Below are 12,055 nucleotides of genomic sequence, written 5' to 3' on the forward strand. Positions count from 1 at the left end.
CCGCCGCGACGGTCGGGCCGGCGCACGCGCATGCGTCCGGTCCGCATGCCGGCCGCCCGAACCGGGCGAGCCGGTTTTTTCGTTCTATGCGAGGCACGCCGCGATTCGCGCTCAGCGCTCCGCGTTCGACACTTCGACACGTCGCGACGCGTCATGCACGCCTGAGCGTCACGGCCCAGACGGCGAATGCAACCACGCTGACCGCCGCGCCGAGCGCGCAGACGCCGATCCATCCGGCGTGCGCATACATCATCGTCGACGCAATCGCGCCGAGCCCGCTGCCGACCGAATAGAACAGCATGTAGCAACCGACGAGGCGGGCATGCGCATCGGGCCGCGCGCCGAGGATCATGCTCTGGTTCACGACGTGAACGGCCTGCCCGCCGACGTCGAGCAGCACGATGCCGACAACCAGCAGCGCGATCGACGTACCGGCGAACGCGAGCGGCAGCCACGAGAGCGCGAGCAGCGCGAGCGCGGCGCCGGTCGTGGCTTCGCCGAGGCCGCGATCCGCGAGCCGGCCCGCGCGCGCGGCGGCGGCCGCACCCAGCGCGCCGACCAGTCCGAATGCGCCGATCTGCGTATGCGACATCGCATGCGGCGGCGCGCTCAGCGGCAGCACGAGCGCGCTCCAGAAGATGCTGAACGCCGCGAACATCAGCAGTGCGATTGCCCCGCGCACACGCAGCACGCGCTCGTTGCGCAGCAGCGTGACCATCGAACCGAGCAGCGCCGCGTAGCCGATGCGCTCGCGCGGCGCGTGGGCATCGGGCAACAGCCGCGCCAGCGCGATCAGCATCGCGATCGCAAGCGCGCCCGACACCAGATAAACCGCGCGCCAGCCGGCGACATCCGTGACGACACCCGCAAGCGAGCGCGCGGCGAGCAGGCCGATCACGACGCCGCCCTGCGCCGCGCCGACCACGCGGCCGCGCTCACCGGCGCCCGCAAGCGCGGCCGCGCAGGCGATCAGCCCTTGCGTCATCGCGGTGCCGAGCAGCCCGACCGCGACCATGCCCGCCAGCAATGCGATGCGCGTCGACGAGGCGGCCACGCCGATGCATGCCGCCGTCAGCAGCAGAAGTTGAACGGCGATCAGGCGTTTGCGGTTCAGCAGGTCGCCGAGCGGCACGACGAACAGCAGCGCGAGCGCGCAGCCGAGCTGCGTCGCGGTGATGACGCCGCCGACCGCCGCCTGCGATACACCGAAGTCATGTGCGATCGAGTCGAGCAGCGGCTGTGCGTAGTACACGTTCGCGACGCTCGCCGCGCAGCACACGGCCAGCAGCGCGACGAGCGCCGTCGGCACGCCTGACATGGCGACCGGACGAGCGGCGCGCGATGCCGCGTTCGACGCGACCGTTCCTGAACAGGACGATTTCATGGTGGGCCTCATGCTTGCTCAAGTGGTTGCAATTTGAAATCAGTGTGAGTGTAGGAAAAGTAGTTTTAAAATGCAACCTGTGTGACGGCGGGCGACGGGCCCGCGCACGGACGGCCGGCGGCCCGCGAGGGCGCCGGCGCGACAGCGGAGAGCAATATGGCCAGGCAGAAAAGTCTTGCGGATTCGCCGTGCCCGGTGGCACGGGCGACCGATATCGTCGGCGATCGCTGGGCGTTGCTGATCGTGCGCGACGCGTTCGACGGCGTGCGCCGGTTCGGCGATTTCCGTGCGAGCCTCGGCGTCGCGAGCAACATCCTGTCGGACCGGCTCAGGATGCTGGTGGACGCAGGCGTATTCGAAGTCGTGCCCGCGTCGGACGGCAGCGCGTATCAGGAATACGCGTTGACGAAGAAGGGCGAGGGATTGTTTCCGGTGATCGTGATGTTGCGGCAGTGGGGCGAGGCGAACCTGTTCGAGCGCGGCGAGCCGCATTCGGTGCTGGTCGAGCGCAAGACCGGCCGCGCGATCCGCAAGCTCGCGCTTCGGCACGACGACGGCCGGCCGCTGAAGGCGGCGGAGACGGTCGTGCGGAAAGTGGGCGACGAGGGGGGCGGGAAGCGCGCGTGAGCGCTCAGTGCCGCTCGCCGCGCCAGCGCCCGGGCGCGACGCCGAAGCGCTTCGTGAAAGCGTGCGTGAAGGTGCTCTGGTCGGCGAAGCCGACCATGCCGGCGATGTCGACGAGCGGATGGCGGCCGTCCGCGAGCAGCACGACGGCGGCGTCGAGCCGCAGCCGCTGCAGGTAGCGATGCGGGGTTTCGCCGAACGCGTCGACGAACAGTTGATGAAAGCGGCGCATCCCGTAACCGCAGTGCGCGGCGAGATCGGCGATGCGCAGCGGTTCCGCGAGCCGCGCGCGCAGCCAGCGGTCGATGCGCGCGAAATCCAGGCCCACAGCGGGCGCGGTGAGGCCGGCATCGTCGAGCAGCGCGTCGCACAGACGCGCGGCGGCCTGCCACTGGAAGCGATGCGCGCGCCGCGTGTCGCCAGCCGTCCCGTCGAGTTGCGCGGCCGCCGCCGCGACCTGCGCGACGAGCGACGTCAGCGCCGGGTCGATCGACACGGCACGCGCGCTGTCGAACAGCCGCCGCGGCACCGCGAGCGACGCGGCGGGCAAGTCGAGCACGAGCTGGCGATTGTCGCCGAGGCCCGCGTAATCGTGGCGCGCGCCGGCCGGAATCAGCCACGCCGCGTGCCGGTCGATGCGCTGGCCGACGCCGTCCACCGCCATCACCATCGCGCCATCGACGCCGATCACGACCTGGTGAAAGTCGTGCACGTCGGATGCTTCGCACGTGTCGTAACGGCGCAGCGCGATGGCGGGAGACGGGATGCGTTCCATCGGAAGGACGTCGGCCGGCGGCGTCGTCAGATGGCGAGCAGTTCGACTTCGAACACGAGCGTCGCGTTCGGGGGGATCACGCCGCCTGCGCCGCGCGGGCCGTAGCCGAGTTGCGGCGGGATCGTCAGGCGACGCACGCCGCCGACTTTCATGCCCTGCACGCCTTCGTCCCAGCCCTTGATGACCATGCCGCCGCCGAGCACGAACGCGAACGGGTCGTTGCGGTCCTTGCTCGAGTCGAATTTCTGACCGTCGGTCAGCCAGCCCGTGTAGTGGACGCTGACGGTCTGGCCGGCTTGCGCCTGCGCGCCGGTGCCTTCGGTCAGGTCTTCGATTTTGAGGCCCGATGCGGTCGTGGTGACAGACATGACTTCTCCTGAAAAGGGGTTGGGTAAAACCGCTATTGTAGGCGAGCGGGCAGGGGGCCGCCGTACGCGGCGAGCGCCCGTCCGCGTGCCGATCGCGGGTCGGTCGCGGCGGTCTTCGCATAACCCGCCCGATATGCCAATGGAACGCGCGTTTGAATTTTTCGCGAACCGGAGCGACGGGGTTGCACCGCGCGAACGGGGCGCGCGTATGAATCGGCGCCACCCGGCTGCTCGGCGTCACGTCGAGCGCCATCGCGCGATCCCGTGAAACGCCCGTCACGCGGCGTTTTCGTGCCGATTTCGGCGCGTGCGCGCGCCGCCCGGCTGGCGGTCCCGTACCGGCATGCGCGTTCGAATCGAGGCATGCGCGAACGCCGCTCGAACGTCGCTTTTTCCGCGCTGCCGACCGTGCCCTGTTTGGAAGCGCGCGTCTACCGCGCGGCTTGCGCGCGGCGCCGGCCGGCGCCTATCTTTACAGCTATCGATGTCAAGATTTCGGCGTTGCGCGATGCGCTGCCCGGGCCCGCGCCGACAAGGCCGCGACGGCTGCCGGGCCGCCCGAAAACCAGGAGAACGACGAACATGAAGTCAGCCGCTTCCGCCACCGCCGCCGAGGTGATGCCGGTGCGCCGCGACCTGCGCTTCGACCTGCCGGTCGAACGCGCGAAGGACTGGAATGGGCTCGGCCCGCACGTGACCCACTTCTTCAATGCGCTGTCGCTGCTGTTTCCGGCCGGCGAACGCTTTTTCATGGATTCGGTGCGCAATTATCGCGACCGGATCGACGACCCGGTGCTCAAGCGGCAGGTGCTCGGCTTCATCGGCCAGGAGGCGATGCATACGCGCGAGCACGTCGAATACAACGAGCTGATGCAGGCCAACCGCCTGCCCGCGCGCAAGCTCGACAAGCGCGTATGGACGGTGCTCGGCTTCGTGAAGCGCACGCTGCCGCATTCGGTGCAGCTCGCGCACACGGTCGCCGCCGAACACTACACGGCGATGCTCGCGGACTGGCTCCTGAGCGACCCGACGCGCCTCGACGGCTCGGTCGAAGGCTACCGGCAGATGTGGCTGTGGCATGCGCTCGAGGAAACCGAGCACAAGGCCGTGTCCTACGACGTGTGGAACGCCGTGATGAAGCCGGGCCCGCGCCGCTATCTGATCCGCGTCGGCGTGTACCTGGTGACGACGCTGACGTTCTGGCCGACCGTGTTCCTGATGCACGTGACGCTGCTGTCGCGCGATCGCGACATCAGGCATCGCGTGCGCGGCATGCTGCGCATGATGGCATTCCTGTACGGGCCGCGCCGCGGGCTGTTCCCGCGTATCGCGGGTGAATGGCTGAGCTTCTTCCGGCCGGGCTTCCATCCGTGGGACCACGACAACCGCCACCACCTCGCGCGCGTCGACGCGCTCGTCGCCGCCTACGGCGAACACGACGGCGCGTCGGCCGGACGCGGCCGCGCCAACGCACTCGCGCCGCTCGCATCGGGGCGCTGACGCCGCCGCGCCACGTGTTGCGTTCGTGCATCAACTCCACTTCTTCCGACGATTGACTGGCGTCAAGCGGAAAACGGTTGCGCGAGCAGGCGCCGGTACGGCCGGCGCGGCCGCGCCGGCGCCTGCCGCCGGTCCGATTCCTCGTGCCCGGCGTCGCGTGGCGCACCGGCGCGCCCGCACCGGCGCGGCTTCGCGCGCCCGATACCCGTACGGCCGTGGTTTCTCACGCGCCGCGCCACCGGGATATCACCCATCTAGCCGCGCGTCGGCGGCACCGATATACCGTTCATGAAAGGATCCGCCCGGCGCGCGATTATTGCCCGGGGGGATTTTATTCGGACGGAAATGCGGCCAATATGTCAGTTCGATCGAGGTCCTTCGGATGCGGCGGCGAGCCGGCGCACGATACCAACGCCAAGCGGGGAACAACGATGGTTGCAAGGTCACCCGACGCAAGCGGGACGACGGCGTCCGAGATGCCGTTCGTGTCCGTTACCGCTCCCGAGGCCGGACGCAAGCTGTTCGTCATCATGCGTTCGCCGGACGAGCCGTTACTGGCGCAACTGCGCGAGCTCGGCTGGGACATCTCGGTCGCGAAGACGGCCGGCGCCGCGCAGAACATGACGTCCGGCGTGAACGTTGCCGCCGGGCTCGTCGATTTCTCGGGCTTCACGTCGCGCGACTATCCCGCGCTGAAGGCGTGTCTGAGCCAGCCGGCGATCGGCTGGATTTCCGTCGCGCAGGCCGGCATCACGATCGGCGTTGCCGTGCGCGAGCTGATCCGCAGCTACTGTTTCGATTACGTGACGCTGCCGTTGCCGTACGAATGGATTTCGCACGTGCTCGGCCACGCGCGCGGGATGGCCGCGCTCGATCGCGTCGACGGCGCGGCGTACGCGGCGTCGATCGGCGAGCACGGGATGATCGGCAACTGCGAAGCGATGCAGCAGCTGTTCAGCACGATCCGCAAGGTCGCGAAAACGGACGCGAGCGTGTTCATCTCCGGCGAGTCGGGCACCGGCAAGGAGCTGACGGCACTCGCGATCCACGAGCGCTCGGTGCGCGGCAAAGGGCCGTTCGTCGCGATCAACTGCGGTGCGATTCCGCATCACCTGCTGCAGTCGGAACTGTTCGGCTACGAGCGCGGCGCATTCACCGGGGCGAACCAGCGGCGCGCGGGCCGGATCGAATCCGCGAACGGCGGCACGCTGTTTCTCGACGAAATCGGCGACATGCCGGTCGAAAGCCAGGCGAGCCTGCTGCGCTTCCTGCAGGAAGGGAAGATCGAGCGGCTCGGCGGCCAGGAATCGATTCCGGTCGACGTGCGGATCATCTCGGCGACGCACGTGGATCTCGACGGCGCGGTCGAAGCCGGACGCTTCCGCGCGGACCTCTATCACCGGCTCTGCGTGCTGCGCATTCACGAGCCGCCGCTGCGTGCGCGCGGCAAGGACATCGACATCCTCGCGCATTACGTGCTGCAGAAATACAAGGCCGACAGCGGCCGCAAGATCAGCGGCTTCACGTCGGCCGCGCTCGACGCGATGCGCCGCTACGAGTGGCCCGGCAACGTGCGCGAGCTGATCAACCGGGTGCGCCGCGCGATCGTGATGGCCGAGAGCCGGCTCCTGACGCCGCACGATCTCGGGCTCGATGTCCCGGGCGAAACGGAGCCCGTGACGCTCGAGCAGGCGCGTTCGCTCGCCGAGCGCACCGCGATCGAAAACGCGTTGCTGCGCAACGATCACCGGATCAACAAGGCCGCCGCCGAACTCGGCATCTCGCGCGTCACGCTTTACCGGATGATGATCGAGCACGGGCTCAACGACCACGACAACAACGGCGACAACGGCGGAAAGGACGGCGCGCCGCCGGACGACGCCGACCATCAGCGAGTCGGCTGAACGGCGGCGGGAAGCGTCCGCGGTCGTCCCGTGCGCGGGCGGCCGGCGCCATGTAAAGCGCGTGAAACGTTTCCTGCCGGCGGCCGCCCGAATCGCCCATGCAAACGCGCGCGGCGGCGTGCCGCCCGCGCCGGGAAAATTTTCCGGATCGTCCGCGCGCCTTGTCTGACAAGGCGTCGCCGTCACACGGGCGCGCGCGCCCGCGCCCGCCATGTTTCAGTTTCGCAACGTCCTGCCTGCCCCGACCGTTCCGGCCGCGGGCTTGTCCGACGAAAGCCTTGTGCGGCCGGCCCGGAACGAAGCTGGCCCGCTCCTTGCGAAGTTTGAGGTGCGAAAGTCGACGACGTGGCGTCCGGCCGGTTCGGCAGCGAACCATGCGAGGACCGGCAAGGACGCAGTCCGGGGGATGACCGGACGGACGGGCAGCACAGCCCTGCTCCGAACGGCATGGGCCGTTGTCGACGGATCGTCGGGGCGCCGGCGTTGTCCGGTTTCCGGTACAAGCTACGGATCGAATACGGGGTAGAAAAATGACGAACGATCGCCACACGCCGCGGCCGGCAGGCCGCGATCGCAGTGATTCGACCCATCGCCGGTCGACCGCGCATCTTGCTGCCGGCCGGCATGCGTCGACAGGCCACCTCTCCGCGCCCGGTGCGAGGCGGATCCGGCTGATACCCGGTCATCCGCGCCGGGCCGGCGCTTTCTCGCTCGCCAACCCGATCCGCATGGGGATGTGCACGCGGGCACCGGTCCCCCGGCGCCCGATCTTCGCTTATTGACGACGTCGAGCGCCTGCGGTCGCCAGCGCAGGCGATCCGTTTGCAATGCGAATGACGTGCCGCGTCCGGATGCGCGATACGGACGACGAACCGGCGCGACGGCGAACGTCAGGGAGGCGTCGCCGTCCGGCGAGCAGGGGAGGGGCGGTCAGGCCGCGCGCGACGGGCATCGCACCCGTGCGCGCGCGGCACCGCTTCAGCCGCCGTAGATGTCGAAGTCGAAGTACTTCGACGCGAGCCGCTTGTACGTGCCGTCCTTGACCATGTCGAGGATCGCGCGATCGATCTTCGCCTTCAGGTCGGTATCTTCCTTGCGCAGCCCGATGCCGGCGCCGATGCCGAGCACCTTCTCGTCGACGAGTTCGGGCCCGACGAACTGGTAGCCCGCGCCGCGCGGCGACTTCAGGAACCCGATCGCGGCCTGCACCTCGTCCTGCAGCGCGGCGTCGAGGCGGCCCGACGTCAGGTCGGCATACACGCCGTCCTGGTTCTGATACGACACGACGTTCGCACCCTGCTTGGCCCAGTAGGCCTTCGCATACGCTTCCTGCGTCGTGCCCTGTTCGACGCCGATCGACTTGCCCTTCAGCGATTCGGCCGTCGGCTGCAGCGGCGAGCCTTTCTTCACGACGAGCCGCGTCGGCTGGTTGTAGATCTTCGTCGTGAAGCCGATCTGTTCCGCGCGCTGCGGCGTGATCGACATCGACGACAGCACCGCGTCGAACTTCTTCGCCTTCAGCGCCGGGATCATTCCGTCGAAATCGTTCTCGAGCCACACGCACTTCGCCTTCAGCCGCGTGCAGATCTCGTTGCCGAGGTCGATGTCGAAGCCGACGAGCTTGCCGTCGGGCGCCTTCGATTCGAACGGCGCGTAGCTGGCGTCGGTGCCGAAGCGCAGCGTGGTCCAGTCCTTCGCGACGGCGGGGCCTGCCGATACCGCGAGCAGGGCGATCGAAACGGCGGCAATCAGTCTCTTCATGGTGGTTCCTTGGCGTGGTCTATCCGGTTCTGGGCGACACGGTTGCTGCGGGGACGTACCGCGTCCCGGTGCGCCGTCCGCACGGTCATTAACGCAGAAAATAAAATCGCAGTCCAGAATGGACAAAAAATATCGATCCTTCGGACGGAATGCCGACGCGGTGGGGGACGACCCTTGCAAAAATACGAAAATGGACTAATCTTGTTAGTAAATTCGTTTCGAGACTAACGATCATGTCACAGCCCGCTTTCGATCCGCATTCCGCCCCGCGGCAGGCCTCGGTCGCGCAGATGTCGGCGGCCGGCCTGCGCGCATTCTTCAACATCGCGCGCGACTGGGAGCTGACGATCGACGAACAGATCGTGCTGCTCGGGTCGCCCGGCCGCTCGACGTTCTTCAAGTGGAAGGCCGCGCCGGAATCGGCGCGCCTGCCGCGCGATACGCTCGAGCGGCTATCGCTGCTGCTCGGCATCTACAAGGCGCTGCAGATCCTGCTGCCGCAGCCGGCCGCGGCCGACACCTGGGTCAAGCGGCCCAACGACGCCGCGCCGTTCGGCGGCAAGCGCGCGCTCGACCGCATGCTCGCCGGCAACGTCGGCGACCTGGTTGCCGTGCGTCAATATCTCGACGCGATGCGGGGTGGCTGGGCGTGACGATGCCGATCGAAGCAGTCCAACACTGGCCCACGACCGTCGTCGACTGGGCACCTGCCTATCGCGTGATTCCCACCCGTTTTCCGGCCATCAACCTGTTCGACCGCGTCGCGTCCGCCGAGGATTTCGACGCGCTCTATGCGCTCGAATCGCTGACCAACGACCGCATCCGCAACGAAGTCGGCACGCTCGAACTCGTGCCGCCGGCCGAGCGCCGCTACGGCCAGGGCTGGGGGCCGATCATGGCCGCGTTCACGCACCTGAATCCGCAGGGCAGCCGCTTTTCCGACGGCAGCTACGGCGTGTTCTACTGCGGGCGGTCGCGCGATACGGCGATCGCCGAGACGCGCTATCACAGCGGGCTGTTCCTGGCCGCGACGAAGGAGGCGCCGATGCGCCAGCAGATGCGGCTGTACACGGTGTACGCGCAGGGCGACGTCGCCGACGTGCGCACTTGGCCGCAGCGCAGCCCGGGGCTGCTCGATCCGCTCGACTACAGCGCCGGGCAGGCGTTCGGCCGTGCAGTGCGCAGCGCGGGCGGCGCGGGGATCGTCTATCCGTCGGTGCGCGACCCGCGCGGCGAGTGTCTCGCGGCGTTCCGCACGACGGTGCTGCGCGACTGCCATCACGCGGCGTACCTCGAATACAACTGGAACGGTTCCGCGATCGATGCGGTGTTCGAATTGAACCAGGTCGGCTAGCTCGCGCGGTGCTCGCGAACGCAAACGCGTGCGGGTGGGGCACGCCATGAACGCCGCGGGCCTCAGGTCCGTTATCGGCGTGAAGGCCTCAAGGCAGCGGCAGGTCGCCCGCGTGACGTGCGCGCGCGTCGGCCTGGGTGAGCGACCACGTCTCGCCCGTGCGCGGCTCGACGATCGTCAGGCGTCCGGATGGTGCGAACGCGCCGGTGTCGATGAACCATTGCGCGCCGATGCGCTGCGGCGCGCGCACGGGCGTGTGGCCGGTGCAGGTCAGCGACAGGCCGGCCTGCCGGGCCGGGTCGGCGAGCCCCTGCACCAGGTCGCGCCCCCAGATCAGCCGCTCGCGCACGTCGGGCGAATAGCTGCCCGTGTCGAGTTCGGCGTCCGGGCCGAAGAATTCCGCATGCAGCACGTTGAAGCGCGCGGGACCGTCGCCGATCACGCGCACGAGCGGCAGCGCGTCGACGCGTGCCGCATGCGCGTGCAGTCGTTCCGGCGGGAGATCGGCGCCCCAGTCGCCGCCGATTCCGCGCCACGCGTCGGGCGACAGCTTGCCCCGCGACACCAGGCTCAGCACTTCTTCGTGATTGCCGCGCACCACGTGGCACCACGGGCGGTCGAGCAGCTCGAGCGCGGTTTCGGAGGCGGGGCCGCGATCGACGAGATCGCCGACCGAAAACAGCCGGTCGCGAGCCGGGTCGAAGCCGATGTCGTGCAGCAGCGCGCGCAGCACATCCACGCAACCGTGCAGATCGCCGACGACGAAGTCGCGGCCGGCCGCGTTCGCGGGATGATGGCAGAGGACGGGAGTCATCCCGATATCTTAGGCGCTCACGCCCATCGCAACGTCATGCAGGAATGGCGATAATCGGGGCGGTACCGCCCGGCGCGGCGCAGCGGGTCGCTCGCACGCCGGCCGAATCCTTTCCATCCGCTTTCGGAATCGTACGATGACGCTTTATCCGCAGGTGTTACGCAATCGGCCGCGCATGGTCGCCGCCCTCGCCGCGGGCGTGCTGTGCGCGGTGTTGCTGCCGTTGCAGTTGAGGCCGACCGCGCGCGCGCTGATCGGCTGGGATTGCACGATCTGGCTGTATCTCGTGCTGATGTGGGTGCGCATGGTCACCGCGCATCATCATCAGGTGCGCGAGATCGCGATCCGCGAGGACGAGAACGCGACGACCGTGCTGACGGTCATCTGCATCGCGACGGTCGCGAGCGTCGCCGCGATCGCGATCGAACTCGCCACCGCGAAGAACGTCGGCTTTCGTGCCGGGCTCGGCCATTACGCGGTCACGGGCGCGACGCTGTTCGGCGCATGGTTCCTGATTCCGACGATCTTCACGCTGCACTATGCGCGGCTCTATTACGGCTCGCCGAGCAGCGATCGCGCACTGCGGTTCCCCGACCGCAACCCCGAGCCCGATTACTGGGATTTCCTCTATTTCGCGTTTACGCTCGCGGTCGCGTCGCAGACGGCCGACGTGTCGCTCGCAAACCGCTCCGCTCGGCGCGCGGTGCTCGCGCAGTCGATCCTGTCGTTCTACTTCAACATGGCCGTGCTCGGGCTATCGATCAACGTCGCGGCAGGGCTGTTGAGCTGACGCGGGTAATTCGAGCGGCTCGTGGAGACCGCCGCTTCACGGCGTTTCGCGTTGTCACGCGCCGCGCCGCACCGCGATCCACGCCCCCCAGAAGAGGCTAGAGAAAAAGCGTAGCGGCGCATCGAAGCCCGCATCGTGCAGCAACGCGAACACGGCTTCCTCGGCAACCGGCGGATCGGCACCCTGCAGGATTTTCGCAAGCTGCGCACGCACGGCGTCGGGCGATGCGCCCTTCATCCGCCAGCGCTGCTGCCACGCGTCGAGCAGGCGAGGGTGGTCCGCGTAGCGGCGATAGTTGCCCGCGATCACGAGCGGCGCGCCGGGCTTCAGGCGGCGCGCGATCGCGTCCAGCAGCGCGGCCTTCGCCGCGTCGCCGGGGACGTGATGCAGCACGCCGATCAACGTCGCACCGTCGAAGGCGGGCGCATCGGGCAGCGCGTCGACGCCGGCCTCGACGAATTGCGTGCGGGCGGCGAAACCCGCCGCTTCGACGTTGGCACGCGCGAGCGCGAGCATCGGCGCGGACGGATCGACGGCCGTGAACTGCCAGCCGGGCTCCAGCGCCGCGGGTACGCAGATTTCCTGCCCGGTGCCGCCCGCACCCACGATGAGGAGCCGTGCCTCCGGCACATCGATCGCCGACGCGAGCATGCAAGCGGCGAGCTCGTGGCACGCGTCGTAGCCGGCGAGCGCGATGCGGGATTGTTCGGCGTATTCGTGCGCGCGTGCCGGATCGAACTTCGCGGCGCTGGCGGGGAGCGACATGGCGGATTCCTCGGGT

General features: G+C 68.7%; 12 protein-coding genes. 6 read left to right on the top strand and 6 right to left on the bottom strand.

The genetic code is table 11. The annotated features are described in order from the left end of the window. Positions 1–151 precede the first annotated feature (151 nt). On the bottom strand, positions 152–1,384 hold the full coding sequence (locus HWX22_RS10805) for an MFS transporter (RefSeq protein ID WP_175915608.1): 1,233 nt from the start codon (positions 1,382–1,384) through the stop codon (positions 152–154). Between the two features lie 156 nt (positions 1,385–1,540). Between HWX22_RS10805 and HWX22_RS10810 the strand changes: the two genes are divergently transcribed. After that, positions 1,541–2,011 carry a helix-turn-helix domain-containing protein gene (locus tag HWX22_RS10810; RefSeq protein WP_059819614.1) on the top strand — a complete coding sequence of 157 codons (471 nt, stop codon included), beginning with the start codon at positions 1,541–1,543 and terminating at the stop codon, positions 2,009–2,011. Between the two features lie 4 nt (positions 2,012–2,015). On the opposite strand, the gene HWX22_RS10815 is transcribed toward HWX22_RS10810, so the two are convergent. Both HWX22_RS10815 and HWX22_RS10820 read right to left on the bottom strand, forming a co-directional pair. Then, positions 2,016–2,783 carry an AraC family transcriptional regulator gene (locus HWX22_RS10815; RefSeq protein ID WP_175915609.1) on the bottom strand — a complete coding sequence of 256 codons (768 nt, stop codon included), beginning with the start codon at positions 2,781–2,783 and terminating at the stop codon, positions 2,016–2,018. Positions 2,784–2,809: 26 nt separating this feature from the next. Continuing rightward, complete coding sequence (locus HWX22_RS10820; RefSeq protein ID WP_059531564.1) at positions 2,810–3,151, bottom strand: FKBP-type peptidyl-prolyl cis-trans isomerase; 342 nt, start codon at positions 3,149–3,151, stop codon at positions 2,810–2,812. Positions 3,152–3,733: 582 nt separating this feature from the next. Between HWX22_RS10820 and HWX22_RS10825 the strand changes: the two genes are divergently transcribed. Both HWX22_RS10825 and HWX22_RS10830 read left to right on the top strand, forming a co-directional pair. Further along, a complete protein-coding gene (locus HWX22_RS10825) occupies positions 3,734–4,651 on the top strand; it encodes a metal-dependent hydrolase (RefSeq protein WP_175915610.1) in 918 nt (305 codons plus the stop codon). A gap of 431 nt (positions 4,652–5,082) precedes the next feature. Further along, positions 5,083–6,555 carry a sigma-54 dependent transcriptional regulator gene (locus HWX22_RS10830; RefSeq protein WP_175906550.1) on the top strand — a complete coding sequence of 491 codons (1,473 nt, stop codon included), beginning with the start codon at positions 5,083–5,085 and terminating at the stop codon, positions 6,553–6,555. A 978-nt stretch (positions 6,556–7,533) separates the two neighbouring features. Here the strand turns inward: HWX22_RS10830 and HWX22_RS10835 are convergent. Next, positions 7,534–8,316 carry an ABC transporter substrate-binding protein gene (locus tag HWX22_RS10835; protein ID WP_175915611.1) on the bottom strand — a complete coding sequence of 261 codons (783 nt, stop codon included), beginning with the start codon at positions 8,314–8,316 and terminating at the stop codon, positions 7,534–7,536. A gap of 233 nt (positions 8,317–8,549) precedes the next feature. On the opposite strand from HWX22_RS10835, the gene HWX22_RS10840 reads away from it, so the two are divergent. Beyond that, positions 8,550–8,969 carry an MbcA/ParS/Xre antitoxin family protein gene (locus HWX22_RS10840; protein ID WP_059531557.1) on the top strand — a complete coding sequence of 140 codons (420 nt, stop codon included), beginning with the start codon at positions 8,550–8,552 and terminating at the stop codon, positions 8,967–8,969. A gap of 2 nt (positions 8,970–8,971) precedes the next feature. Next, positions 8,972–9,670 carry an RES family NAD+ phosphorylase gene (locus tag HWX22_RS10845; protein ID WP_059818752.1) on the top strand — a complete coding sequence of 233 codons (699 nt, stop codon included), beginning with the start codon at positions 8,972–8,974 and terminating at the stop codon, positions 9,668–9,670. 88 nt (positions 9,671–9,758) lie between these two features. Here HWX22_RS10845 and HWX22_RS10850 read toward each other — a convergent pair whose 3' ends face one another. Further along, positions 9,759–10,484, bottom strand: a complete 726-nt coding sequence (locus HWX22_RS10850) for a metallophosphoesterase (RefSeq protein ID WP_175906545.1) — start codon at positions 10,482–10,484, stop codon at positions 9,759–9,761. Between the two features lie 136 nt (positions 10,485–10,620). Here HWX22_RS10850 and HWX22_RS10855 point away from each other — a divergent pair, with 136 nt between their 5' ends. Continuing rightward, positions 10,621–11,274 (top strand): DUF1345 domain-containing protein, encoded by a 654-nt coding sequence (locus tag HWX22_RS10855; protein ID WP_059531549.1) that lies wholly within the window; start codon positions 10,621–10,623, stop codon positions 11,272–11,274. 54 nt (positions 11,275–11,328) lie between these two features. Here the strand turns inward: HWX22_RS10855 and HWX22_RS10860 are convergent, their stop codons facing one another. Then, the gene (locus HWX22_RS10860) at positions 11,329–12,039 is read right to left on the bottom strand and encodes a class I SAM-dependent methyltransferase (protein WP_175906543.1); all 711 of its coding nucleotides are present in this window, start codon (positions 12,037–12,039) and stop codon (positions 11,329–11,331) included. Positions 12,040–12,055 lie beyond the last annotated feature (16 nt).

The organism is Burkholderia sp. BCC1638 (assembly GCF_902833195.1).
GTDB classification, from domain to species: domain Bacteria; phylum Pseudomonadota; class Gammaproteobacteria; order Burkholderiales; family Burkholderiaceae; genus Burkholderia; species Burkholderia diffusa.

Coding starts and splice junctions, on each gene's coding strand:
- HWX22_RS10805 (WP_175915608.1), bottom strand. CDS start 1,384: ATGAAATCGTCCTGTTCAGGAACGGTCGCGTCGAACGCGGCATCGCGC.
- HWX22_RS10810 (WP_059819614.1), top strand. CDS start 1,541: ATGGCCAGGCAGAAAAGTCTTGCGGATTCGCCGTGCCCGGTGGCACGG.
- HWX22_RS10815 (WP_175915609.1), bottom strand. CDS start 2,783: ATGGAACGCATCCCGTCTCCCGCCATCGCGCTGCGCCGTTACGACACG.
- HWX22_RS10820 (WP_059531564.1), bottom strand. CDS start 3,151: ATGTCTGTCACCACGACCGCATCGGGCCTCAAAATCGAAGACCTGACC.
- HWX22_RS10825 (WP_175915610.1), top strand. CDS start 3,734: ATGAAGTCAGCCGCTTCCGCCACCGCCGCCGAGGTGATGCCGGTGCGC.
- HWX22_RS10830 (WP_175906550.1), top strand. CDS start 5,083: ATGGTTGCAAGGTCACCCGACGCAAGCGGGACGACGGCGTCCGAGATG.
- HWX22_RS10835 (WP_175915611.1), bottom strand. CDS start 8,316: ATGAAGAGACTGATTGCCGCCGTTTCGATCGCCCTGCTCGCGGTATCG.
- HWX22_RS10840 (WP_059531557.1), top strand. CDS start 8,550: ATGTCACAGCCCGCTTTCGATCCGCATTCCGCCCCGCGGCAGGCCTCG.
- HWX22_RS10845 (WP_059818752.1), top strand. CDS start 8,972: ATGCCGATCGAAGCAGTCCAACACTGGCCCACGACCGTCGTCGACTGG.
- HWX22_RS10850 (WP_175906545.1), bottom strand. CDS start 10,484: ATGACTCCCGTCCTCTGCCATCATCCCGCGAACGCGGCCGGCCGCGAC.
- HWX22_RS10855 (WP_059531549.1), top strand. CDS start 10,621: ATGACGCTTTATCCGCAGGTGTTACGCAATCGGCCGCGCATGGTCGCC.
- HWX22_RS10860 (WP_175906543.1), bottom strand. CDS start 12,039: ATGTCGCTCCCCGCCAGCGCCGCGAAGTTCGATCCGGCACGCGCGCAC.